The 22,641-nt window shown below is 73.4% G+C and carries 23 protein-coding genes; 10 read left to right on the forward strand and 13 right to left on the reverse strand.

The features are described 5' to 3' along the window. Window positions 1-162 precede the first annotated feature (162 nt). The gene (gene metH / locus O7625_RS24350; protein WP_282341837.1) at window positions 163-3,678 is read right to left on the reverse strand and encodes a methionine synthase; all 3,516 of its coding nucleotides are present in this window, start codon (window positions 3,676-3,678) and stop codon (window positions 163-165) included. Window positions 3,679-3,937: 259 nt separating this feature from the next. On the opposite strand from metH, the gene O7625_RS24355 reads away from it, so the two are divergent. After that, window positions 3,938-4,807, forward strand: coding sequence for a PAC2 family protein (locus tag O7625_RS24355; RefSeq protein WP_067305527.1), 870 nt, complete (start codon window positions 3,938-3,940; stop codon window positions 4,805-4,807). Between the two features lie 119 nt (window positions 4,808-4,926). Continuing rightward, window positions 4,927-5,718, forward strand: coding sequence for a GntR family transcriptional regulator (locus tag O7625_RS24360; protein WP_282341840.1), 792 nt, complete (start codon window positions 4,927-4,929; stop codon window positions 5,716-5,718). 58 nt (window positions 5,719-5,776) lie between these two features. On the opposite strand, the gene O7625_RS24365 is transcribed toward O7625_RS24360, so the two are convergent. Next, window positions 5,777-6,556 carry a LysE family transporter gene (locus O7625_RS24365; RefSeq protein WP_282341842.1) on the reverse strand — a complete coding sequence of 260 codons (780 nt, stop codon included), beginning with the start codon at window positions 6,554-6,556 and terminating at the stop codon, window positions 5,777-5,779. Window positions 6,557-6,624: 68 nt separating this feature from the next. Here O7625_RS24365 and O7625_RS24370 point away from each other — a divergent pair, with 68 nt between their 5' ends. Further along, window positions 6,625-7,071 carry an Lrp/AsnC family transcriptional regulator gene (locus O7625_RS24370; RefSeq protein WP_282341845.1) on the forward strand — a complete coding sequence of 149 codons (447 nt, stop codon included), beginning with the start codon at window positions 6,625-6,627 and terminating at the stop codon, window positions 7,069-7,071. 104 nt (window positions 7,072-7,175) lie between these two features. Here the strand turns inward: O7625_RS24370 and mshC are convergent, their stop codons facing one another. The 6 genes from mshC to O7625_RS24400 all read right to left on the reverse strand — a co-directional run bounded on the left by mshC (window position 7,176) and on the right by O7625_RS24400 (window position 12,641). Next, window positions 7,176-8,414 carry a cysteine--1-D-myo-inosityl 2-amino-2-deoxy-alpha-D-glucopyranoside ligase gene (gene mshC / locus O7625_RS24375; protein ID WP_282341846.1) on the reverse strand — a complete coding sequence of 413 codons (1,239 nt, stop codon included), beginning with the start codon at window positions 8,412-8,414 and terminating at the stop codon, window positions 7,176-7,178. A 67-nt stretch (window positions 8,415-8,481) separates the two neighbouring features. Further along, a complete protein-coding gene (locus O7625_RS24380) occupies window positions 8,482-9,297 on the reverse strand; it encodes an SCO1664 family protein (protein WP_282341848.1) in 816 nt (271 codons plus the stop codon). Continuing rightward, window positions 9,294-9,869 carry a DUF3090 domain-containing protein gene (locus tag O7625_RS24385; RefSeq protein WP_282341849.1) on the reverse strand — a complete coding sequence of 192 codons (576 nt, stop codon included), beginning with the start codon at window positions 9,867-9,869 and terminating at the stop codon, window positions 9,294-9,296. The genes O7625_RS24380 and O7625_RS24385 overlap by 4 nt, the downstream gene beginning before the upstream one ends. 102 nt (window positions 9,870-9,971) lie before the next feature. Next, window positions 9,972-10,676, reverse strand: a complete 705-nt coding sequence (locus O7625_RS24390) for a histidine phosphatase family protein (RefSeq protein ID WP_282341850.1) — start codon at window positions 10,674-10,676, stop codon at window positions 9,972-9,974. A gap of 79 nt (window positions 10,677-10,755) precedes the next feature. Further along, a complete protein-coding gene (locus O7625_RS24395; RefSeq protein ID WP_282341851.1) occupies window positions 10,756-11,592 on the reverse strand; it encodes an undecaprenyl-diphosphate phosphatase in 837 nt (278 codons plus the stop codon). Then, a complete protein-coding gene (locus O7625_RS24400; RefSeq protein WP_282341852.1) occupies window positions 11,589-12,641 on the reverse strand; it encodes an LLM class F420-dependent oxidoreductase in 1,053 nt (350 codons plus the stop codon). Before O7625_RS24400 ends, O7625_RS24395 begins: the two co-directional genes overlap by 4 nt. A gap of 257 nt (window positions 12,642-12,898) precedes the next feature. Between O7625_RS24400 and O7625_RS24405 the strand changes: the two genes are divergently transcribed. Together O7625_RS24405 and O7625_RS24410 are read left to right on the forward strand one after the other, a co-directional pair. Beyond that, window positions 12,899-13,870 (forward strand): aldo/keto reductase, encoded by a 972-nt coding sequence (locus O7625_RS24405; RefSeq protein WP_282341854.1) that lies wholly within the window; start codon window positions 12,899-12,901, stop codon window positions 13,868-13,870. 102 nt (window positions 13,871-13,972) lie between these two features. Beyond that, window positions 13,973-14,164, forward strand: coding sequence for a DUF5703 family protein (locus O7625_RS24410; RefSeq protein WP_282341856.1), 192 nt, complete (start codon window positions 13,973-13,975; stop codon window positions 14,162-14,164). Between the two features lie 101 nt (window positions 14,165-14,265). Here O7625_RS24410 and O7625_RS24415 read toward each other — a convergent pair whose 3' ends face one another. Both O7625_RS24415 and O7625_RS24420 read right to left on the reverse strand, forming a co-directional pair. Beyond that, the gene (locus tag O7625_RS24415; RefSeq protein ID WP_067305496.1) at window positions 14,266-14,925 is read right to left on the reverse strand and encodes a hypothetical protein; all 660 of its coding nucleotides are present in this window, start codon (window positions 14,923-14,925) and stop codon (window positions 14,266-14,268) included. A 45-nt stretch (window positions 14,926-14,970) separates the two neighbouring features. Further along, the gene (locus O7625_RS24420; protein ID WP_282341857.1) at window positions 14,971-16,299 is read right to left on the reverse strand and encodes a M20/M25/M40 family metallo-hydrolase; all 1,329 of its coding nucleotides are present in this window, start codon (window positions 16,297-16,299) and stop codon (window positions 14,971-14,973) included. 224 nt (window positions 16,300-16,523) lie between these two features. On the opposite strand from O7625_RS24420, the gene O7625_RS24425 reads away from it, so the two are divergent. The 3 genes from O7625_RS24425 (at window position 16,524) to O7625_RS24435 (ending at window position 18,484) form a co-directional block, all read left to right on the forward strand. Continuing rightward, window positions 16,524-17,144 carry a hemerythrin domain-containing protein gene (locus O7625_RS24425; RefSeq protein ID WP_282341858.1) on the forward strand — a complete coding sequence of 207 codons (621 nt, stop codon included), beginning with the start codon at window positions 16,524-16,526 and terminating at the stop codon, window positions 17,142-17,144. A gap of 85 nt (window positions 17,145-17,229) precedes the next feature. Beyond that, window positions 17,230-18,228 (forward strand): LysR family transcriptional regulator, encoded by a 999-nt coding sequence (locus O7625_RS24430; protein ID WP_067305487.1) that lies wholly within the window; start codon window positions 17,230-17,232, stop codon window positions 18,226-18,228. 19 nt (window positions 18,229-18,247) lie between these two features. After that, window positions 18,248-18,484, forward strand: coding sequence for a hypothetical protein (locus O7625_RS24435; RefSeq protein ID WP_282341861.1), 237 nt, complete (start codon window positions 18,248-18,250; stop codon window positions 18,482-18,484). Between the two features lie 97 nt (window positions 18,485-18,581). Here the strand turns inward: O7625_RS24435 and O7625_RS24440 are convergent, their stop codons facing one another. From O7625_RS24440 to O7625_RS24450, 3 genes are read right to left on the reverse strand one after another with little or no spacing between them, the layout of a single operon-like run. Beyond that, a complete protein-coding gene (locus O7625_RS24440) occupies window positions 18,582-18,932 on the reverse strand; it encodes a DUF3140 domain-containing protein (protein ID WP_067305479.1) in 351 nt (116 codons plus the stop codon). Continuing rightward, the gene (locus O7625_RS24445; RefSeq protein ID WP_172898358.1) at window positions 18,932-19,096 is read right to left on the reverse strand and encodes a hypothetical protein; all 165 of its coding nucleotides are present in this window, start codon (window positions 19,094-19,096) and stop codon (window positions 18,932-18,934) included. The genes O7625_RS24440 and O7625_RS24445 overlap by 1 nt, the downstream gene beginning before the upstream one ends. Window positions 19,097-19,109: 13 nt before the next feature. Continuing rightward, window positions 19,110-21,656, reverse strand: coding sequence for an ATP-dependent Clp protease ATP-binding subunit (locus O7625_RS24450; RefSeq protein WP_282341864.1), 2,547 nt, complete (start codon window positions 21,654-21,656; stop codon window positions 19,110-19,112). A gap of 122 nt (window positions 21,657-21,778) precedes the next feature. Here O7625_RS24450 and O7625_RS24455 point away from each other — a divergent pair, with 122 nt between their 5' ends. Beyond that, window positions 21,779-22,156, forward strand: coding sequence for a hypothetical protein (locus O7625_RS24455; RefSeq protein WP_067305471.1), 378 nt, complete (start codon window positions 21,779-21,781; stop codon window positions 22,154-22,156). Between the two features lie 222 nt (window positions 22,157-22,378). Then, the gene (locus O7625_RS24460; protein WP_067305468.1) at window positions 22,379-22,639 is read left to right on the forward strand and encodes a hypothetical protein; all 261 of its coding nucleotides are present in this window, start codon (window positions 22,379-22,381) and stop codon (window positions 22,637-22,639) included. The last annotated feature ends 2 nt before the right edge of the window (window positions 22,640-22,641 follow it).

Here is a 22,641-nt window from a genome sequence, read left to right on the forward strand (position 1 = left end):
AGGGGCGCGGGCAGATTCAACCCGGCCGACGCCTTGTGGGACTCGACACCTACGACCGACAGGCCGGGGCCGCACCCGTCGGGTAATCGACGCCCCTTCAGCCCATGGTCCCCACCCTGTCAGACCCTCGGATGGGGACCATGCTCCCAAGCAGTTCAGGTGTCACTTGGCGTTGAAGTAGTTCGCCTCCGGGTGGTGCACCACGATCGCGTCGGTGGCCTGCTCCGGCACCAGCTGGAACTCCTCCGAGAGCTGCACCCCGATCCGCTCCGCGCCGAGCAGGTCCACCACCTTCGCCCGGTCCTCCAGGTCCGGGCAGGCCGGGTAGCCGAACGCGTACCGGCAGCCCCGGTAGTCGTTGCGCAGCAGGCCGGCCAGGTCGGACGGGTCGCCGGTGGCGACCGTGCCGCCATCGGGCAGGGTCAGCTCGGAGCGGATCCGCCGGTGCCAGTACTCGGCGAGCGCCTCGGTGAGCTGCACGGACAGCCCGTGCACCTCCAGATAGTCGCGGTACTCGTTGGCGGCGAACATCTTGGCGGTGTACTCGCTGATCGGCTGCCCGACGGTGACCAGCTGCAACGCCACCACGTCCAGCTGGTCGCCCCTCGGCCGGAAGAAGTCGGCCAGGCAGAGCCGCCGCTCCTGCCGCTGCCGGGGGAACGAGAACCGGGCCCGCTCGGTGTTGCCGTTCTCGTCCAGCACCACCAGGTCGTTGCCCTCGGAGTAGGCCGGGAAGTAGCCGTACACCACCGCCGCCTCCAGCACCTGGTCGGCGATCAGCCGGTCCAGCCAGTACCGCAGCCGGGGCCGCCCCTCGGTCTCCACCAACTCCTCGTACGACGGGCCGTCGCCACCCCGCGTGCCGCGCAGCCCCCACTGGCCGAGGAAGGTGGCCCGCTCGTCCAGCAGCGCCGCGTAGTCGGCCAACGGCACCCCCTTGACCACCCGGGTGCCGAAGAACGGCGGGGTGGGCACCACCACGTCGGTCGCCACGTCCGAGCGGACCGAGGCGTCGTGCAGCTCCGGCAGCACCTCGGTGACCAGGGTGCGCTGCTTCTCCCGGCGCGCCCGCCGGGCCGCCAGCGCCGCCTCCCGCTCCGGGTCGATCACCGGGGCGCCACCGCGTTTGGCGGTCATCACCCGGTCCATCAGGGCCAACCCCTCGAAGGCGTCCCGCGCGTAGTGCACCTGGCCGGGGAACATCGCCCGCAGGTCGTCCTCGACGTACGCGCGGGTCAGCGCCGCCCCGCCCAGCAGCACCGGCCACCGCTCGGCGACCCCGCGCGACGCCATCTCGGCGAGGTTCTCCTTCATGATCACGGTGCTCTTGACCAGCAGCCCGGACATCCCGATCGCGTCGGCCCGGTGCTCCTCGGCCGCGTCGAGGATCGCGTTGATCGGCTGCTTGATGCCGATGTTGACGACCTCGTAGCCGTTGTTGGACAGGATGATGTCGACCAGGTTCTTGCCGATGTCGTGCACGTCGCCACGCACGGTGGCCAGCACGATCCGGCCCTTGCCACCGTCCTCGACCGCCTCCATGTGCGGCTCCAGGTAGGCCACCGCCGTCTTCATCACCTCGGCGGACTGGAGCACGAACGGCAGCTGCATCTGCCCGGAGCCGAACAGCTCGCCGACCACCTTCATGCCGTCCAGCAGGATGTCGTTGATGATGGACAGCGGGGACCGGCCCTGCGCCATCGCGGCGTCGAGGTCGGCCTCCAGGCCGTTGCGCTCGCCGTCGATGATCCGCCGCTTGAGCCGTTCCTCCAGGGGCAGCCCGGCCAACTCCTCGGCCCGGGTGGCCCGCGCCGACGCGGCGTCGACGCCCTCGAACGCCTCGATGAACCGCTGCACCGGGTCGTAGCCCTCGCGCCGCCGGTCGTAGATCAGGTCGAGCGCCACCTCGCGCTGCGCCTCGGGGATCTTGGACATCGGCAGGATCTTGCTGGCGTGCACGATCGCCGACGTCAACCCGGCCTGCACGCACTCGTTCAGGAACACCGAGTTGAGCACCTGCCGGGCCGCCGGGTTGAGGCCGAAGGAGACGTTCGAGATGCCCAGGGTGAAGTTGACCCCCGGGTAGCGGGCGGCGATCTCCCGGATCGCCTCGATCGTCTCGATGCCGTCCCGGCGGGTCTCCTCCTGGCCGGTGGCGATCGGGAAGGTCAACGCGTCGATGAGGATGTCCGACCGGTCCATCCCCCAGCGGCCGGTCAGGTCGTCGATCAGCCGGGCCGCGACCCGGACCTTCCACTCCCGGGTACGCGCCTGCCCCTCCTCGTCGATGAGCAGCGCCACCACGGCCGCGCCGTGCTCGGCGATCACCGGCATCACCCGGGCGTAGCGGGAGTCGGGGCCGTCGCCGTCCTCGAAGTTGACCGAGTTGACCACGCAGCGCCCACCGAGCATCTCCAGCCCGGCCTCGATGACCTGCGGCTCGGTGGAGTCCAGCATGATCGGCAGGGTGGACGCGGTGGCGAACCGACCGGCCAGCTCCCGCATGTCCTGGGTGCCGTCCCGGCCGACGTAGTCGACGCACAGGTCGAGCAGGTGCGACCCGTCGCGGGCCTGGCTGCGGGCCACCTCCACGCACGCCTGCCAGTCGGCGGCGAGCATCGACTCGCGGAACGCCTTGGAGCCGTTGGCGTTGGTCCGCTCCCCCACCATCAGCACCGACGCGTCCTGGGCGAACGGCACCGGGTGGTAGATCGACGAGACGCCGGCCTCGTGCCGGGGCTCCCGGGTCGCCGGGGTGGCGTCGTGCAGCCGCTCGGCCAGCGCCCGGATGTGCTCCGGGGTGGTGCCGCAGCAGCCGCCGATCAGCCCCACTCCGTAGTCGGCGACGAACCGCTCCAGGGCGTCGGCCAGCTCCACCGGGGTCAGCGGGAAGTACGCCCCGTCGGCGGTCAGCACCGGCAGGCCGGCGTTCGGCATCACCGACAGCGGGATCCGGGAGTGCTGGGAGAGGTACCGCAGGTGCTCGCCCATCTCGGCCGGGCCGGTGGAGCAGTTCAGCCCGATCAGGTCCACCCCCAGCGGCTCGATGGCCGCCAGCGCCGCCCCGATCTCGCTGCCCACCAGCATGGTCCCGGTGGTCTCCACCGCCACGTGGCAGATGATCGGCACCTGCTGCCCCAGCTCGGCCATCGCCCGCTTGGATCCGACCACGGCCGCCTTGACCTGCAACAGGTCCTGGCAGGTCTCGATGATCAGCGCGTCCGAGCCGCCGGCGATCAGCCCGGCGGCATTCTCCTGGTACGCGTCGCGCAACGTCGCGTACGGGGCGTGGCCGAGGGTGGGCAGCTTGGTGCCGGGGCCTATCGAGCCGAGCACGAAGCGCGGCCGATCGGCGGTCGCGTACGCGTCGGCGGCCTCCCGGGCGATCCGCGCGCCGGCTTCGGACAGTTCCCGGATGCGCTGCGGGATGTCGTACTCGGCGAGGTTGGCGAGATTCGCCCCGAACGTGTTCGTCTCGACGCAGTCCGCGCCGGCCGCCAGGTACGCCTCGTGCACCCCGCGGACGACGTCGGGCCGGGTCACGTTGAGGATCTCGTTGCAGCCCTCCAGCCCTTCGAAGTCGTCGAGGCTCAGGTCGGCAGCCTGGAGCATTGTCCCCATCGCGCCGTCGGCGATGAGGATCCGGTCGGCCAGCACATCCCGCAACGAAGTCCGCACAGGTTCAGGTTAGTGCGCGAGTCCCGCCGATTGCTGACCCCCGGCGCCGTCCCACTATGTGTCCCTCCGCTCACCGGGCCGGTTCGTACCGGTTCGGTGACCCGGCGGGTCGGCGGACCGGCGCGGCCGACGGGCCACCCGCCGCGCCGGGACGTAGGCTGGCGGACGTGAAGGACATCAGGGACGCCACCGTGCACGGCGGGCGGGTGACCGGGACGACCCCCGGCGCCGTCGGCGACGAGCGGGGCGAGGTGACGGCGTGACCGAGTTCGACGGGCTGCCGGTGCTGCGGTCCCCGGTGGCGATCGCCGCCTTCGAGGGCTGGAACGACGCCGCGGACGCCTCCACCGCCGCCGTGGAACACCTCGAACAGGTCTGGCAGGCCCGGGAGATCACCGAGATCGACCCGGAGGAGTTCTACGACTTCCAGGTCAGCCGCCCGACCATCACGATGTCCGACGGCGAGACACGCCGGGTGGAGTGGCCCACCACGAAGTTCATGGTGGCCAGCCCCGAGGGCACCGAGCGCGACGTGGTGCTGATCCGGGGCATCGAGCCGAGCATGCGCTGGCGCACCTTCTGCCAGCAGGTGCTGGAGATCTGCCACAGCCTGGAGGTGGAGCGGGTGGTGCTGCTCGGCGCGTTGCTGGCCGACGTGCCGTACACCCGGCCGTTGCCGATCAGCGGCAGCGCCTCCGACGCCCAGGCCGCCCAGCGCTACCAGCTCACCCCCACCCGCTACGACGGGCCCACCGGCATCGTCGGGGTGCTCCAGGACGCCTGCACCCGGGCCGAGGTCGACGCGGTCTCGTTCTGGGTGCACGTGCCGCACTACGCCAACAACCCGCCCTGCCCGAAGGCCACCCTCGCCCTGCTGCACCGGGTGGAGGACGTGCTCGACCTGCCGGTGCCGATGGCCGATCTGGCCGAGGAGGCCGCCGAGTGGGAGCAGCGGGTCCGCAGCGCCGCCGAGCAGGACGCCGAGTTGGGCGAGTACGTCCGCGAGCTGGAGGAGCGGGTCGGTGACGCGGGCATCACCCCGCTGACCGGCGACGAGATCGCCCAGGAGTTCGAGAAGTACCTGCGTCGTCGGGGCGGTTCCGCCGGCCCCACCGCCGGTTCCTGGTAACAACGCCTACCGTCGGCCCGCCCCGGTCGGTCAGCTGACCGGGGCGGTCGCGTGTCCGGGGTGGCGCCGTCACTCCCGCTAGGGCATCCTAGGAACCTAGCTGTCATGAGGAGGCGGGCGTGCAGATCAACCCGGGAGCCGCCGAGTTCCCGCACCGGCAGATCGCCGCGCAGCTCAAGGCCCAGGTGCGCCGGGGGGACTGGGGGCCGGGCGAGCGGCTGCCGTCCATCCCGGCCATCGCCGAGATGTTCGGGGTCGCCAAGCAGACCGTGCAGCGTGCCGTCGACCAGTTGCGGGTCGAGGGCATCCTGATCACCAAACCCGGCTCCGGTACGTACGTCCGGGGCACCCGGCGGCGACTCAACCGGCTCTCCCGGGGCCGCTACGGTGGCTTCCGGGGCTACCACGCCGACCTCGCCGCCCGGTACCGCCAGCAGCTCGTCTCGGTCGGCCGGGCACCCGCCCCGCCCGAGGTGGCCGACGCGTTCGGCGTCGCCGACGGCACCGAGCTGCTCTGCCGCCGGCACCTGGTCCGCACCGACGACTCCCCGGTGGAGGTGGGCGCCTCCTGGTTCCTGCCGAAGGACACCGCCGGCACCTCACTGGAGCGGGCCGAGGCGTTCGGTCGGCCGCTCTACCAGGAGGCCGAGGAGGCGACCGGACGCCGGTACACCACCGCCGCCGACACCATCAGCGCCCGCCAGCCCAGCCGGGAGGAGGCCGAGACCCTCCAGATCCGCCCGGACACCCCGGTGCTGCACCTGCTGCACGTCGCCTACGACGCCCACCGCAGACCGATCGAGGTCGCCCAGGCCACCTGGCCCGGCCCGATGACCACGCTGACCGAGGAGTACCAGGTACCCGCCCCGGCGCCGGACCCGGATCCGGACCCCGGCCTGGTCCTCGGCTGACCGGGATCCCACCGCGCACACCGGCGGGCGACAGTGGGCGGGTCGACCCGGGAACGCGTCAGGTGCGCGCGGTGGCCACCAGCACGGCCACCCCGAGCGCGACGACGACCAGTGAGGCCACCACCCCGAGCACCTCGCCCACCCGGGGCGGGACGGTGGCGCCCAGGGCCGCGCCGATCATCGCGAGCACGGTCTGCCACAGCAGCGAGGCCAGACCGGCGGCGGCGACGAACACGGCGGGTCCGATCCAGGTGCCCGTCGAGGCGGTCACCATCCCGGCCAGCGCGAAGAAGTACAGCAGGGTCAACGGGTTGATCGCGGTCAGGAGCACGAACCGGGCGTAGACCGACCGGTTTCCGGTCGCCACGCCGGCACCGGGCGGACCCGCAGGACCCACCCCCACCGGCACCGGACCGCCGGCGGCACCGGCCCTGGCCAGGTCTACGGCGACAGCACCGGCCCCCGGGTCGGCGGCCGGACCGGCGGTCGGAGGACCGGCGGTGACGGGGCCGACCGGGGCGGGGCGCGCGCCGGTCGGCGCGCGGCGCAGCGCGATCAGCTGGTAGCAGCCCAGCGCGATGACCACCACCCCGGACAGGTAGCGGGGGGTGTCCCCCCACGAGGCGATCACCGGCGCGATCGCGGCCCCGGTCAGGAGCGCGCCGAGACAGTACAGGGTGTCGACGGTGGCCACGCCGGAAGCGGCGGCCAACCCGCTGCGGTGGCCGCGCAGCATCCCCTCCCGAACGACCAGCACCCCGATCGCCCCGAGCGGCATCGCCACCCCCAGCCCGGCGGCGAAGCCGGCGACCGCGAGCACCACGACGTCATCAACCATCCCCCGAGTCTGGGCGAAACGCGGGCGAGCCGCCGACAATTATCCGGCGGCACCGTACGATTCCCGGTGTGGACGAGCTGGACGAGCAGATTCTCGGCATCCTGCAGGACAATGCGCGGTGCTCGTTCAGCGAGATCGGCCGCCGGATCGGCCTCGGCACCAACGCCACCGCCGCCCGGGTCCGCCGGCTGGAGGACGACGGCGTCATCCTCGGCTACACCGTCGTCACCGGCCACGACGCACCCGAACCCCACGGTGGCCTGGAGGTGTTCGTCGACGTGCTGCTCAACGCCGACACCGACTACGAGACGTTCGTCGCCGCCATCGCCCCGATCCCGCAGATCATCGACGCGGTGCACATGACCGGCCCCTACGACTACCTGCTGCGGGCCCGGCTGCGCGACACCGCGGCCCTGGACTCGCTGCTGCGTCGGCTCAAGAAGAGCTGCGGCGTGGTGCAGACCCAGACCCGGGTCGCGCTGCGCCAGCCGACGTCACGACGCGGCGGCCGGTGAGCGCGCACCACCGTCAGCGGCCGGGCCGGACCAGAGCCGGGTGATCCGCTCCCCCGTGCGGCCGGGCCGGACCAGCCGGGTGAACCGCCCCTACGTCCTCACTGTCAGAGGCGGATGCCGAGCAGGGCGTCGAGGGTGACGGCGAAGAGCGCGGGGGCTCCGGGGTCGTCGCCGGTGCCGGCGAGGGTCGCCGCCGCCCACCTGTCGGCCAGCGCCAGGGCGCCCGGGGTGTCCAGATCGTCACCGAGGCGCTCACGTACCCCGGCGAGGAAGGCCGCGCCGGACGGCCCGGACGGCGCGGCGGCGGCCCGCCGCCAGCGGTCCAGCCGCCGGTGCGCGGCGTCCAGCACCTCGTCGGTCCAGGCCCGGTCGTCCCGGTAGTGGCCGGAGACCAGCCCGAGCCGGACGGCCATCGGGTCGACCCGGTCGGCGCGCAGCCGGGAGACGAAGACCAGGTTGCCCTTGGACTTGGACATCTTCTCGCCGTCCAGGCCGATCATGCCGGCGTGCACATAGTGGTCGGCGAAGGGCGCCTCGCCGGTGAGCCGCTCGGCGTGCGCGGCGGAACACTCGTGGTGCGGAAAGATCAGGTCGTTGCCGCCGCCCTGCACGTCGAGCCGGTCGCCGAGCAGGTTCAGCGCGATCACCGTGCACTCGATGTGCCAGCCCGGCCGGCCGGCGCCCAGCTCACCGCCCGGCCAGGACGGCTCGCCGTCGCGGGCACCGCGCCACAGCAGCGGGTCGAGCGGATCGCGTTTGCCGGCCCGGTCCGGGTCGCCGCCGCGCTCCGGGAAGATCTCCAGCATCTGCTCCCGGCTCAGGTTCGACTCGTAGCCGAACGCCGGGGCGGCGGCGACGTCGAAGTAGACGTCGCCGCTGCCGTCGTCGAGCCGGTACGCGGCACCGTCCTTGAGGAGCTCCTGGACCCGGTCGGCGATCTCCGGGATCGACTCCACCGCGCCGACGTAGTGCGCGGGCGGGATGATCCGCAGCGCCTCCATGTCCTCGCGGAACAGGGCCGTCTCCCGCATCGCCAGGACCTTCCAGTCCTCGCCGTCGCGCTCGGCCCGCTCCAGCAGCGGGTCGTCGATGTCGGTGACGTTCTGCACGTACCGGACGGTCGACCCGGCGTCGCGCCACATCCGCTGCACCAGGTCAAAGGTGATCATGGTGGCGGCGTGCCCCAGGTGGGTGGCGTCGTACGGAGTGATGCCGCAGACGTACATGGTCGCCGCGCCGGCGGGACGACTCGGGTGGACACCGCGCCGGGCCGAGTCGTACAAGCTCAGTGGCCCGGCGTCACCCGGCAGCCGTGGCACCTCGTGTCCCACCCAAGAGTCCATGACCGTCAGCCTAACGAGCGCTCCGGCCACCCGGAGGAACCGCTCGGGTGATCAACGCGACAACGACTCAGATGGGCGGCCAGGGCATCGCCGGCCACTCCTGCGGCGGCAGCGGGTAGCGGCCGGTGTCCCGCAGCCGCCGCACCCGGGCGCCCACCTCGGCGATCTCGCCGAGGGTCAGGTGCGCGGCCAGCTCCTCGCCCAACTCCCCGGCGAGCTGGCCGGCGAGGGTGTCGAGCACCTGCACCGCGTCCGGCGGGAGCTGCCGGCCGGCCCAGCCCCACAGCACGGTGCGGAGCTTCTCCTCCACGTGGAAGCAGACCCCGTGATCCACCCCGTAGATCCGGTCGTCCGCACCGACCAGCACGTGACCGCCCTTGCGGTCGGCGTTGTTGAGCACCGCGTCCAGCACCGCCAACCGGGCCAGCCGGGGATCGTCCGCGTGCGCCAGGGCGTACGCCGAGCCGTCCTCGTCCCGGGCCGCGGCCACCGGGAACCAGCGCGGCGGCACCGCCTCGGCCGGCACGAACCCGACCAGCGGCTCGGCGTCGTCGGGCTCGTCGATCCAGAGCTGACACGACCCCGGGCCGAGCGGCCCGTCCCGTAGCACCGTCGGCGGGACGAGGTCCCAGCCGGTGGCCCGGGAGACCAGGTACGCGGAGACCTCCCGGCCGGCGAGGGTGCCGTCGGGAAAGTCCCAGAGCGGACGCTCACCGCGCACCGGCTTGTAGACGCAGCGGGCCGTCCGGTCGTCCAGGGTCAGGGTCGCCCGCAGGGTGGTGTTGGAGGCGTCGACCAGGCGACCCTCCAGCTCCAGTTCACCGTCGCAGAGCAGCCGGAGCGCGGCGCTGGCGTCCTCGCGCTGCACCTCCGACGAGGTCACCGGTGGTAGCCGTTGTGCCGGGGGCAGAGGTGACCGGCCGGGTCGAGCGGCTGGCCGCAGAGCGGGCAGGGCGGACGGCCGGCGTTGACCACCCGGCGGGCCCGCTCGATGAACTCGCGGGTCGCCTCGGGCGTCAACCGCACCCGCAGCCGGTCGAGATCCTCGTCCGGCTCCTCGTCGTCGTCCTCGTCGATTTCGTCGTCGCCCAGCTCGACCTCGGCCTCCGCCTCACCGGCGGCGATCGCCTCGATCACCACGGTGGCCGAGTCCACGTCGAACGCCAGCCCGAGGGTGCCGACCCGGAACTCCTCGTCGACCGGGCTGTCCAGCGGGTCGTTGTCGCCGACGGCGGCCGGTGCCTCCGGCAGCTCGACACCGAACCGGCGCTGCGCCTCGGAGAGCAGCTCCTCCAGCTTCTCGGCGAGCAGGGACACCTGGACCTTCTCCAGCGCGACGCTGACCAGCCGGCCACCGCCGCGGGCCTGGAGGAAGAACGTGCGCTCCCCGGGCGCCCCGACCGTCCCGGCGACGAACCGCTCCGGCGGCTCGAACGCGTGCACCTGGTGGGTCATACCCACGACCCTATCCGGAGCGTGGAACCGTCGCGCAAGGCACCGACGCCGAATCAGCCGAGGGCGAAACGGCGCGGCCCGGCCCGGTCGTGGTCGGCCGGTTCAGCCGGCGTTCCCCGCGCCCCCGCCGACGGCCGCGTCGGAGTCGACCGGCCGGGCCGCCCGACGCCGCCGCTTGGGCCGCGGGGGCACCAGGGCGGCCAGGTCACCGCCGGTGTCGTTGAGCCGGACCAGGAACGGCCGCAGCGGGGTGTAACGGATCACGGTGACCGAGGCCGGATCGGCGACCAGGCGTTGGAACAGGTCCAGGTGCACCCCGAGGGCGTCGGCCACGATGGCCTTGATCACATCGCCGTGGCTGCACGCCAGCCAGACCGCCTCCGGCCCGTGCTCGGCGGTGATCCGGGCGTCCCAGGCGCGGACGGCGGCGACCGCGCGGGCCGACATCTGCGCCATCGACTCGCCGTCGGGGAAGACCGCGGCACTGGGATGCTGCTGCACCACCGGCCAGAGCGGCTCCTTGGCCAGCTTCTTCAGCGGCTGCCCCTCCCAGGCGCCGTAGCCGCACTCGATCAGCCCGTCCTCGACCACCGGCTCGGCCTGCGGCAGCGCCAGTTCGAGGGTCTGCCGGCAGCGGATCAGCGGACTGGTCACCACCGCCGCGAGCGGCACCGGCCGCAGCCGGTCACCGACCGCGACCGCCTGGGCCCGGCCCGTCTCGTCCAGCTCGACCGGCTGGCGGCCGGCCAGGCCACCGTCGGCGTTCGCGGTCGTCCGGCCGTGTCGCAGAAGCAGAAGGGTCGCCACGCCCCCACCCTAGGCGCAGTCCGGACGGCGACGGCCCCCGACACCGGCGGCGGTGTCGGGGGCCGTCGGCCGGGGCGGATCAGGTGGCGCTGATCGTGCCGGTGAGCAGCAGCGCCAGCACCAGGGTGCCGAGCGCCACCCGGTAGAGCACGAAGACGTACAGGGTGTGGTGCGCCACGTACCGCAGCAGCCAGGCGATGGCCGCGTAGCCGACACCGAAGGCGATGATGGTGGCGACCACCATCTGCGCCACCGACGGCACCGAGGTGCCCGGCGCGGCCGGCTCGAAGACGTCCCCGACGCTGAAGATGCCCGACATCACCACCGCCGGGATGGCCAGCAGGAACGAGTACCGGGCGGCGGCTTCCCGGGTGAGGTTGAGCAGCAGGCCCGCGGTGAGCGTGCCGCCGGAGCGGGACACCCCGGGGACCAGCGCCATCGCCTGGGCGAAGCCCATCACGATGCCGTCGCGCATCCGGAAGTTCGCCAGGGTACGGGTCTGCCGGCCCCAGTACTCGGCGAAGGCCAGCACGAAGGCGAAGACGATCAGGGTGGTGGAGACCACCCACAGATTGCGTCCGGCGGTGCGGATCTGGTCCTTGAACAGGAAACCGAACAGCCCGATCGGGATCGAGCCGACGATCACGTACCAGCCCATCCGGTAGTCGAGGCTGGACCGGACCGAGGCGTCCCTGATGCCGACCAGCCAGGTCCGGGTGATCCGCCAGATGTCCTTGGCGAAGTAGATGAGCACGGCCGCCTCGGTGCCCAGCTGGGTTACCGCGGTGAAGGACGCGCCCGCGTCCCGGTCGAAGAAGATCGCCGAGGTGATCCGCAGATGCCCCGACGAACTCACCGGAAGGAACTCGGTGAGCCCCTGGACGATGCCCAGGACGATGGCCTCGACCCAGGTCACTCGCCGACTCCCGAGAGGTCGAGGGCCTCGGCGACGGTCCGCAGGGTCAGCACGCCGCTCTCCCGGTCGGCCACGAACAGGGTGACCGACAGGGTGGTCACCCCGGCCGCCGCGTACTCCCGCATCCGCTCGGCGATGCGTTCCTTGGGGCCGAGCAGCGAGGTGCGGTCGATGAACTCCATCGGCACCGCCGCCGCCGCGTCGCGCTGCTGCTTGGCCAGGTAGAGGTCCTGCACCTGGCGGGCCGCGTCGCCGTAACCCATCCGGGTGGCGAGCTGGTTGTAGAAGTTCTGTTGCCGGCTGCCCATCCCGCCGACGTAGAGCGCGGCGTACCAGCGGACCAGTTCGGCGCAGGCGGCCACGTCGTCGCCGACCACCACCGGCACCGACGGCACCACGTCGAAACCGGCGAGCTCCTTGCCGGCCCGGGCCCGGCCCGCCCGCACCGAGGCGAGCTGCTCCTCGGCGAACTCCGGGGAGTAGAAGACGGCCAGCCAGCCGTCGGCGATCTCACCGGCCAGTTCCAGGTTCTTCGGCCCGACCGCGGCCAGGTAGACCGGGATGTGGGCGCGCGGCGGATGGAAGCCCAGCCGCAACGCCTTGCCGGGGCCGTCGGGCAGCGGCAGCGTGTAGTGCGCGCCGTCGTAGGCGACCTCCTTGCGGGCCACCGCCAGCTTCACGATGTCGACGTACTCGCGGGTGCGGGCCAGCGGCTTGGCGAACCGGACGCCGTGCCAGCCCTCGGAGACCTGCGGGCCGGAGACGCCCAGGCCGAGCCGGAACCGGCCGCCGGAGAGCGCGTCGATGGTCGCCGCGGTCATCGCGGTCATCGCCGGGGTCCGGGCGGGGATCTGCATCACCGCGCTGCCCAGGTCGATCCGCTCGGTCTGGCCCGCCATCCAGGCCAGCATGCTCGGCGAGTCGGAGCCGTACGCCTCCGCCGCCCACACCACCGAGTAGCCGAGGCGGTCCGCCTCCTGGGCGAGCGCCAGGTAGCCGGCCGGCGTACTCCACGCTGTCTGATATCCGAGGTTGAGCCCGAGTCGCACTGATCCTCCCCATCCCGCACCCACAGGTCGCATCAGGTTACGCAATGACCCGGCCCCCGCCGCCCACCGGCTCGCCCCCGCCGACGGGCCGCGTGCCGCGGGCCGCGACGGGAGGTGGACGACGAGCGACCGGGCCGGCGCGTGGAGTGCCAAACGAGCGACCCAGGGCGGTGGTGACGGTCGGATCGGCGACCCGACAGGCAGAGATGCCGGGAGCGAGGATATCGGTTGCGCCGGGTTCGAAATAAGGTTCACCCATGCAACAGCGACCGCTCGGCCGAAGCGGGCTGGCGGTTTCCCGGCTCGCGCTCGGCACCATGACCTGGGGCCGGGACACCGACGCCGACGACGCGGCGGCCCAGCTGAAGAGCTTCCTCGACGCGGGCGGCAACCTGGTCGACACCGCCGACGTCTTCGCCGACGGGGACGCCGAGTCGGTGCTCGGGTCGCTGCTGGGCACCCTGGTCCCCCGCGAGGACGTGCTGATCGCCACCAAGGCGGGCCTGCGTCCGGGCAGTGGCCGGCGGCGGGACGGTTCCCGCGGGCACCTGCTGCGCACCCTGGACGCCTCCCTGCGCCGGCTCGGCACCGACCACGTCGACCTGTGGCAGGTGCACGGCTACGACCCGGACACCCCGCTGGAGGAGACCCTGGCCGCGCTGGACCACGCGGTCGCCTCCGGCCGGGTCCGGTACGTCGGGGTGTCGAACTTCTCCGGCTGGCAGACCGCCCGCGCCGCCGCCTGGCAGGCCGCCTGGCCGGGACGGTCCCCGGTGGTCGCCACCCAGGTCGAGTACTCGCTGCTGGAGCGGGGGGTGGAGCGGGAGGTGCTGCCGGCCTGCGCCGCCCTCGGCCTGGGGGTGCTGCCCTGGTCGCCGCTCGGGCGGGGGGTGCTGACCGGCAAGTATCGCAACGGTCGCCCGGCGGATTCCCGGGCCGCCTCGGCGCACTTCGAGCCGTTCGTCGCCACCTACCTGGAGCCGCGCTGCTCCAGCATCGTGGAGGCGGTGAGCATCGCCGCCGGTGGGCTCGGGGTGTCCCCGCTGGAGGTGGCGCTGGCCTGGATCCGGGACCGGCCGGGGGTGACCGCGCCGATCCTCGGCGCCCGGACGGTGGGCCAGCTGCTCGGGGCGTTGCAGGTGGAACGGATGACCCTGCCGGAGGAGATCACCACAGCCCTGGACGACGTGTCCGCGGTGCCGGTCGGCTACCCGGAACGTGAGGGCTGACCCCGCCGCGGACCCCACGGCGGGCGCGGCCGCCCCCGAGGGTGGCGCGGCGCACCGGCTAAGGGGTGGCGCGGGGACGCCGGGCTGGGCAGCATGGGTGCCATGGACTACGAATACGCGCCGCTGCGGTTGCCGCCCAACGTCGACCGGTTGACCGCCGCGGCGCAACTGGCGATCCAGGCGGAGTTCTCCGGCTGGGAGCTGGCCCGGGTGCAGCTCTTCCGGGACGGCACCCGCAAGGTGATGCTGCGTCGCCGTCGGGTCAACCAGCCCCAACCGGGCCTGTCCTACTGACCCGCCCGGCACCCGGCGGCGGTACGGGAACGGCCGGCCCGGTGCGTGCCGCCCCGGGCCGGCCGTCGCCGCCTAGTGCCGGTGCCCCGGCCGGCCGCCGCCTAGTGCTGGTGCCCGGCGTGGTCGTGGTCGTCCTCGTCGAGGAACGGGTGCTCGTCGAGCCGGCCCACCAGCCGGTCGTCGGCCGCGGGGGTGAACGGACCCACCGGGTCGTCGTCGCTGAACGACTCCAGGTCGACCGGGGTGCCGACCTCGCTGACCATGACCACGCCGTCCAACGGCTCCAGCTCCGGCACGTCCAGGGCGCCGAGCGAGCCGTCACCGCCCTGCAACAGCTCCAGCACCGCCTCGCCCACCCCCTCGACCGGCGCGGGCTCGTCGCCCTCCGGCGTGCCCTCCCGGCGGGCCACCTCGGCGACCCGCAGCAGCGCCGAGACGCTGGGCACCCGGTAGTCACGGCGCTGCCGCACCGAGATGACCTGCGGGTGCGGGTCGGTGGCCGGGTCACCCTCGCCGGAGCCGAACCGCTCGTCCGCCTCGTCCGGGTCGATCGACTCGACGTCCCAGGGGGTGACCTCGCCGAACGCGTCGAGCAGCTGCTCGTCGTAGGCGAAGGAGGCGTTGTTCAACGCCACGTACGCCTGCCAGACGTCGTCGTCGTCGATCCGCCCCTGGGCGGCCCGTACGGCCGTCAGGTGGGCGCGGGCCGCGTCGATCACGCGCTCCAGGGCGACGTCCAGCTCAGCGTGCTGGTCGGTCATGAGGCAGTCCCTTCGAGGAATGGGGGGGTGCGGCACCGGCACCGGTCAGCAGTTGCGGAGGAACCGGTCGAGCACCCGCACGCCGAACTGTAGTCCGTCCACCGGTACCCGCTCGTCGATGCCGTGGAACAACGCCGAGAAGTTGAGGTCGGCCGGCAGCCGCAGCGGGGCGAAACCGAAGCAGCGGATGCCGAGCTGGGCGAACGCCTTGGCGTCGGTACCCCCGGAGAGCATGTACGGCACCGGCCGGGCCCCCGGGTCCTCGGCCCGCAGCGCCGCCGACATCGCCTCGACCAGATCGCCGTCGAAGGTGGTCTCCAGGGCGGGCTGACGCTGGATGTACTCGATCTCGATGTCCGGGCCGACCAGCTCGCGCAGCTGCCGCTCCAGCATCTCCGACTGGCCGGGCAGGCTGCGGCAGTCGATGGTGGCGGTGGCCCGCCCGGGGATGACGTTGTCCTTGTAGCCGGCGGCCAGCCTGGTCGGGTTGGCGGTGCTACGGACGGTCGCGCCGATGATGTTGGCGATCGGGCCGAGCTTGGCGATCGCCGTCTCCGGGTCGTCCGGGTCCAGCTCGACGCCGAGCACGTCGGACACCTCGGTCAGGAAGGCCCGTACGGTGGGGGTGACGGTGATCGGGAAGCGGTGCCGGCCGATCCGGGCCACCGCCTCGGCCAGCGCGGTGACCGCGTTGTCGTCGTGGATGAACGAACCGTGCCCGGGCCGGCCCCGGGCGTGCAGCCGCAGCCAGTCCAGGCCCTTCTCGGCGGTCTCGATGAGGTAGAGCCGCTGGGCGTCGCTGATCGAGTACGAGAAGCCGCCGACCTCGCCGATCGCCTCGGTGCAGCCGTCGAAGAGCCCCCGGTGGTGCTGGACGAGGAAGTGCGCGCCGTAGTCGCTGCCCGCCTCCTCGTCGGCGGTGTACGCCAGCACGATGTCGCGGGGTGGGCGGACGCCGGTGCGCTGCCAGTGCCGCACCACCGCCAGCACCATCGCGTCGAAGTCCTTCATGTCGATCGCGCCCCGGCCCCACAGGTAGCCGTCGCGGACCTCCCCGGAGAACGGGTGCACCGACCACTCGTCGGCGTCGGCCGGCACCACGTCCAGGTGGCCGTGCACCAGCAGGGCGTCCCGGCCCGGGTCCACGCCGGGGATGCGGGCGACCAGGTTGGCCCGGCCCGGCGCGGACTCGTGGATCTCGACGTCCACGCCCACCTCGGCGAGCTTCTCCGCGACGTACTCGGCGGCCCGGCGCTCGCCGGCGCTGGTGGCGTTGTCACCGGTGTTGGTGGTGTCGATGCGCAGCAGGTCACCGCAGAGGTCGACGACCTCGGCGGTGGGGTCGGGCGGGGCGGAGGCGGCGTCGCTCGTCATCGCCTCTTTCTACCAGTCGCCGGCCGCGCCGCGAACCGCCCGACCCGCCCGTCGCCGCCGCGCCGGGGCCGCCGCGCCGCCCGCCGGCCGGCCCGGACCGGCGGCCCCGGCGGCGCGGCCGTCCCGGGTTTGCCGATCGTCGGGTACGGGTACCGGCGCTGGCGTCCCCGTTCCGCCCGTCGCACCGGCCGGCCACCCGTGCCGGCCCCGCCGAGGAGGGCGTCATGTCCGCCGTACCCCTGCCCCCGCTGCCACCGGCCGCCGACGACGCCTACCGCCCCGGCGGGCGCAGCATGGCCGACCTCGCCGACGCCGAGCACCGGCAGCTCCTCGACCTGGTCGACCAGGTCACCGACGAGAGCCTGGCGGTGCAGCGGCGGCGGGACGTGCTCCAGGTGCTCACCGCCGTGGTGTCGCGGCACCTCTCGGCCGAGGAGCAGTACCTGCTGCCCGCCGCCCGCGCCGCGCTGCCCGCCGCCGCCGACCGGGTGGACCGGGAGGTGACGGCGGACGTGGCGCTGCTCACCGCGCTGAAGGCCCTCCGCGGCCCGGACGACCCGACGCTCGCCGACGTGGCGGCCCGGATCCGGCGGCACGTGCAGGCGGTCGCTGAGCTGATCACCCCGCTGCGCGAGGTGGCCACCGACGCGGAGCTGATCCGGCTGGGCAACCGGTGGGCGATCGCCGAGGAGGCGGCCCCGACCCGACCGCACCCGGGCACCCCGGCCACCCCGCCGTGGAACCGGATCGTCGAACCGGCCGTGGGGGTGGTGGACAAGCTGCGCGACGCGGTGACCGGTCGCCGTACCCAGTTGTCCGACCTCACCCGCCGTTCCGGGCGGTGATCGGTCGACCCCTATCCGTCAGGTCTGTCGGCCCGGTTCGGTCCAGACCCTTCCGTCTATCGACGTGTGGCCATACCGTCACCCTATGAACCTGGAGCTGCGCCACCTGCGGGTGGTCTGCGCGATCGCCGAGACGGGCAGCGTGACGAAAGCCGCGTCCGCCCTCGGCCTGGCCCAGCCGGCCCTGACCGCCCAGCTTCAGCGCATCGAGCGGACGCTGGGCGGCCCGCTGTTCGAACGGGACCGGCGGGGTGCCCGCCCCACCGCCCTGGGCGAGCTGGTGCTGTCCCGTGCCCGGGTGCTGCTGCCGGCGATGAAGGGCCTCCAGGACGAGGCGGCCCGACTGGCCGGGGCCGACGACGCCCTCGGCCGGTACCGCTTCGGCGGGGTGAACAGCCCGATCCTGGGTCGGCTGGTGCACCGGCTCGCCGCCGAACAGCCGCACGCGCAGATCACCACCTACGCGTCCTGGTCCGCCGACGAACTGGCCGCCCTGGTCGCCGGCGGCCGGCTCGACTTCGCGCTGACCGGCATCTGCGGCGACGCCACCCCGCCGGCGGAGTTCGGCCTGTCCTGGCGGGAGGTGGCCGTCGACCCGGTGCTGGTGCTGCTGCCGGCCGCCCACCCGATGGCCGACCGCGACGAGGTCGGCCTGGGCGACCTGCGGCACGAGCAGTGGGTCGCCGCGCCGGGTGACGGCTGCTTCGGCGACTGCTTCGCCGCCGCGTGCGCCCGCGCCGGCTTCACCCCCCGCAAGGTGTACGAGACCGACGTCCGTGGCTGCATGGACCTGGTCGACGCCGGTGAGGCGGTGGCCCTGTGCCAGGCCACCTTCCGCCCGGTCGCCGGCCTGGTGACGCGCCGGTTGGCCGGTACCCCGCTGCGGTGGCGGCTGCTGCTCGGCTGGCACCCGGAGTCCCCGGCGGCCCGGGTCGCCGATCCCGTCCTGGAGGACGCGGTGGCCGCGTACACCGACTCGTTGGCCGCCCACCCCGACTACCTGGCCTGGTTGCTGCGACATCCGGAGTTCGGCGCGCGGGACGGCGGTGCGGCCCGCGCGACCGGGCGGGTGCGAACGGCGTGACGACGGGTATCAGCCCTGCATGACCGATCTCTATCCGGCCGCCGACCAGCGGGAGCTGCTGCGTCGGGCGGCCAGCGCGCACACCGCCGCCGCCCGGGACGTCGAGGCGTTCCTGCGCCGGCTGCCCGAGGTGCCCGACCCGGCCGACATCACCGAGTACGCGACGCTGCTCAGCCGGGAGGAGCAGACCCGCGCCGAGCGGCAGGACGCCGCCGACGCCGCCGGCCTGCAGCTGCCCAGCCTCGGGTCCGGGTAGCCCCCCGACGGCCGGGCACCCGGGACGGCGTCCCGGGTGCCCGGCCGTCGGGCCCCCCACGGGCACGGCGGACCGGCACGGCCGTCGACCGGGCGGGTCAGCGTTCGACGAGGACGTCGTGGCCCAGGTCGAGCAGGGCGTGCCGCCACTCGTCGTCGGCGTTGCCGCCGCCGGGCCGCTCGTCCACCAACGACCGGATCCGGTCGATCGCCGCCCGCATCACCGCGACGTCGGCCGGGGTGATGTCGACCTTGCGCTTACGCAGCACCGCCAGGATCTGCCGGCCGGGCTCGGGCAGGTCGAGATCCGGGTCGGGGCCGAACGCCTCCTCCCCGGACCCCCTGGTCAGCAGCCACTGCCGCAGTTGCTCGGAGGGGACGTTCACCTCGGCGTGGAAGTCCTCCCAGAGCACCTCGACCTCGGGGTCGAGTCGCTGTTCGCGTGCCATCACGCCTCCTCTTCCGGTGGCCCGGGCGGTGCCGGGTTCCCGTCGTCGGTCCACTGCTTCAGGCCCTCCGGCGGCACCTGGACCCGGGCCGGGTTGGCCGTCGGGGCGGCCGGGATCGGTGCGGTCCGTTCGGCGTTCTCCTCGGTCTCCTCGGGTTCGGTCATCTCCGCCCTCCGGTCATCGGGGATGCGAGGTGGTGGCGGGGGCGTGGTCGCCGGCCGACACGTCGAAGGTGAGCTGCCCGTCCCGGGCGTCGACGGTGACCTTCTGCCCCGGGGAGAGCTGGTTCTCCAGCAGCATCCGGGAGAGCCGGTTGTCCACCTCGCGCTGGATCACCCGCCGCAGCGGGCGGGCTCCGAACTCCGGCTGGTAGCCGTGCTCGGCCAGCCAGTCCGTGCCGGTCGACGTGACCTCGACCCGGATGTCCTGGGCGTGCAGCCGGCGGCGGGTCTCCTCCAGCAGCAGCCCGGTGATCTGGCGGAGCTGCTCGGCCTCCAGCCGCTGGAAGATGATCGTCTCGTCGATCCGGTTGAGGAACTCCGGACGGAAGTTCTCCTGGAGCCGACGCATCAGCCGCTCCCGCAGCTCGTCGGCCTCCTGCTGGTCGCCCTGCGCGCCGACGCCGAAGCCGACGGTCCGCTGGGCTCCGGTGATCAGCTCCGAACCCAGGTTGCTCGTCATGATCAGCACGGTGTTCTTGAAGTTGACCGTGCGGCCCTGGCTGTCGGTGAGCCGGCCGTCGTCGAGCACCTGGAGCAGGATGTTGAACACGTCCGGGTGGGCCTTCTCGATCTCGTCGAGCAGCACCACGGCGTACGGGCGGCGGCGGACCGCCTCGGTGAGCTGGCCGGCCTCCTCGTAGCCGACGTAGCCGGGGGGCGCACCGACCAGCCGGGCCACGGTGTGCCGTTCCTGGAACTCGCTCATGTCCACCCGGACCATCCGGTCGGCCTCGCCGAAGAGCGCCTCGGCCAGCGCCCGGGCCAGTTCGGTCTTGCCGACGCCGGTGGGGCCGAGGAAGAGGAAGCTGCCCATCGGCCGGTTCGGGTCGGCCAGCCCGGCCCGCGACCGGCGGACCGCCTCGGCGATGGCGCTGACCGCGTCGTCCTGGCCGATCACCTTCTGGTGCAGGTGCCCCTCCAGTCGTAGCAGCCGGTCCCGCTCCTCCTCGGTGAGCTGGCTGACCGGGATGCCGGTGGACCGGGAGACCACCTCGGCGATCTCCTTCGTGTCGACCGAGGGGACCTGATTGTCCCCGCCGTCGCCCCGGGCCCGCCCGATCTGCGCCTCCAGCTCGGCGAGCCGGTCCCGCAGCGCGGACGCCTTCTCGTACTGCTCGTCGGCGACCGCCTGCTCCTTGTCCCGGCGGACGTCCTCCAGTTGCTGTTCCAACTCCCGGACGTCCGAGGCGGGGGTCCGGGTGCGCAGCCGCACCCGGGCACCGGCCTGGTCGATCAGGTCGATCGCCTTGTCCGGCAGGAACCGGTCGGTGACGTACCGGTCGGAGAGTTCGGCGGCGGCGACCAGCGCCTCGTCGGTGAACCGGACCTGGTGGTGGGCCTCGTACCGGTCCCGCAGGCCGCGCAGGATGGCCACCGTGTCCTCGACGTCGGGCTCGGGCACCAGCACCGGCTGGAACCGGCGCGCGAGGGCGGCGTCCTTCTCGATGCTGCGCCGGTACTCGTCCAGCGTGGTTGCCCCGATCACCCGCAGCTCGCCCCGGGCCAGCGCCGGCTTGAGCATGTTGGACGCGTCCATCCCGCCCTCGCTGCCGGCGCCACCCGCGCCGACCAGGGTGTGGATCTCGTCCAGGAAGATGATGAGCTCGTCCCGGTGCGCCCGGATCTCGTCGATCACCTTCTTGAGCCGCTCCTCGAAGTCGCCCCGGTAGCGGGTGCCGGCGACCAGACCGGCCAGGTCGAGCTGGACGACCCGCTTGCCGAGCAGGGTCTGCGGCACGTCGCCGTCGCAGATCCGCTCGGCCAGGCCCTCCACGATGGCGGTCTTGCCGACACCGGCCTCCCCGATGAGCACCGGGTTGTTCTTGGTCCGCCGGGACAGGATCTCGACCGCCTGCTCGATCTCGTCGGCGCGGCCGATCACCGGGTCGATCTGGTCGTTGCGGGCCAGGTCGGTGAGGTCCTGGCCGTACTGGTCGAGGGTGGGGGTGCCCCGGTCGGGTTTCGGGCCGGCCATCGGGCCACGTTCCGCCCCGGCCGCCTGGAGCGACTCGGGCTGGATCCGGCCGGCGGCGAGCATCCGACCGGCCGGGGACTCCGGGTTGAGCGGCAGCGCCATCAGGATGTGTTCGGGTCCGATGTAGTTCGCGCCCATCGCCCGGGAGAGCTGGTGCGCGTCGAGCAGCGCCCGTTTGGCGGCCGGGGTGAGCGACAGGTTCGGCGGCACCTCGCCGCGCGGAGCGCCGTCGCCGCGTCCGCCGAGCGCGTTGACCAGGGCGTCCGGGTCGGCCCCGGCGCGGCGGACCAGGTCCCGCAGCGGGTCGCGCTGCAACGCCGCCCAGAGCAGGTGGTCGGTGTCCAGGTCGGTGCTGTGCTTCTGGGCGGCCCGCCGGGCGGCGTCGGCCAGCATCTCCCGGGCGTCGGCGGTCATCAGGCGGGTGATGTCGACCCGGTGCGCCGGGCGGCGTCCGCCCTCGCCCCGGCCGAAGTACCGGGCCAGGAACTCGTCCCACGGGTCGGAGCCGAAGTCCCCGGGTCCTAGCATGGCTGTCCTCCGCTCCTTGGGCCGCGGCAGGGTCGCCGGCGGCGACACCCGGGCGCGACACGATCGCCGGTGGCTACCCGACGGTCGCCCCGACAAACGCCCCGAGGTGGCAGGCTGGGCGGATGGAATCCCACCCGCTGCTGATCGTCGACGGTGCGAACGTGGTCGGCTCCCGGCCGGACGGCTGGTGGCACGACCGGGCCGGGGCGGCGGCCCGGCTGCGCGACCGGTTGGTCCCGGTGGCCGACGTGGGCGTGCCCCCGGAGCTGCCCGCGCCCGTCGAGGTGGTGCTGGTGGTCGAGGGCGCGGCCCGGGACGTGCCGGGGGTCGCCGGGGTACGCACCGTCGCGGCGCCGGGCTCGGGCGACGACACGATCGTCGACCTGGTGCGGGACGCGCCGGACCGGCGGCGGCTGGTGGTGACGGCCGACCGGGAGCTGCGCGGGCGGGTGGGCGCGCTGGGCGCCGAGGTGTACGGCCCCCGCTGGCTGCCCGGCTGAGCCCGGTCGAGCGCCCCGCCCCGGGGTCTCCCGGCCGGCCCAACCGGCCGGAGGGCAGTCCCATCGACGGGACCAGCTGTCTTTTTGACGGGACGCCCTCGGGGACTTCGTGCACGTCAGGGCGGTGACCGGACACCCGGGCCGCGACACCGACAGGGCGGATGTTCTCTCCCCGTCAGGTATACGTTGTAATGGAGATCTCCCCGCCCCCAGGAGGTCATCGTGGCGAGCGTCGCCGAACTGAAGGCCGCGATCGACATCGCCCTTCAACAGATCGGTGACGGACAGACAGCCGTACAGGCCGCCGGGGAGAAGCTCTCCGAAGCACAGCAGACCCTCGCCGGGGCGTTGGAGGGCAGCGGGCACGAGACCGTCGAGGCGGCTCAGGCGTCACTCACCCAGGCCGGCCAGGAGCTGGAGGAATGTCTCGCCGCGACGCTCGTCGCGGTGGAACAGGCGCAGCTCTACGTGTCGTCGCTGTAGCG

This window comes from Micromonospora sp. WMMD714, from assembly GCF_029581315.1.
In the GTDB taxonomy this organism is placed as follows: Bacteria; Actinomycetota; Actinomycetes; order Mycobacteriales; family Micromonosporaceae; genus Micromonospora; species Micromonospora rifamycinica.

Excerpts from the sequence above, each read along its gene's own strand:
- O7625_RS24430 (WP_067305487.1), top strand. The coding sequence starts at position 17,230 with ATGAACCTGGAGCTGCGCCACCTGCGGGTGGTCTGCGCGATCGCCGAG.
- O7625_RS24455 (WP_067305471.1), top strand. The coding sequence starts at position 21,779 with ATGGAATCCCACCCGCTGCTGATCGTCGACGGTGCGAACGTGGTCGGC.
- O7625_RS24445 (WP_172898358.1), bottom strand. The coding sequence starts at position 19,096 with ATGACCGAACCCGAGGAGACCGAGGAGAACGCCGAACGGACCGCACCG.
- O7625_RS24440 (WP_067305479.1), bottom strand. The coding sequence starts at position 18,932 with ATGGCACGCGAACAGCGACTCGACCCCGAGGTCGAGGTGCTCTGGGAG.
- O7625_RS24385 (WP_282341849.1), bottom strand. The coding sequence starts at position 9,869 with ATGACCCACCAGGTGCACGCGTTCGAGCCGCCGGAGCGGTTCGTCGCC.
- O7625_RS24450 (WP_282341864.1), bottom strand. The coding sequence starts at position 21,656 with ATGCTAGGACCCGGGGACTTCGGCTCCGACCCGTGGGACGAGTTCCTG.
- O7625_RS24410 (WP_282341856.1), top strand. The coding sequence starts at position 13,973 with ATGGACTACGAATACGCGCCGCTGCGGTTGCCGCCCAACGTCGACCGG.
- O7625_RS24365 (WP_282341842.1), bottom strand. The coding sequence starts at position 6,556 with ATGGTTGATGACGTCGTGGTGCTCGCGGTCGCCGGCTTCGCCGCCGGG.
- O7625_RS24420 (WP_282341857.1), bottom strand. The coding sequence starts at position 16,299 with ATGACGAGCGACGCCGCCTCCGCCCCGCCCGACCCCACCGCCGAGGTC.
- O7625_RS24415 (WP_067305496.1), bottom strand. The coding sequence starts at position 14,925 with ATGACCGACCAGCACGCTGAGCTGGACGTCGCCCTGGAGCGCGTGATC.
- O7625_RS24405 (WP_282341854.1), top strand. The coding sequence starts at position 12,899 with ATGCAACAGCGACCGCTCGGCCGAAGCGGGCTGGCGGTTTCCCGGCTC.
- mshC (WP_282341846.1), bottom strand. The coding sequence starts at position 8,414 with ATGGACTCTTGGGTGGGACACGAGGTGCCACGGCTGCCGGGTGACGCC.
- O7625_RS24425 (WP_282341858.1), top strand. The coding sequence starts at position 16,524 with ATGTCCGCCGTACCCCTGCCCCCGCTGCCACCGGCCGCCGACGACGCC.
- O7625_RS24435 (WP_282341861.1), top strand. The coding sequence starts at position 18,248 with ATGACCGATCTCTATCCGGCCGCCGACCAGCGGGAGCTGCTGCGTCGG.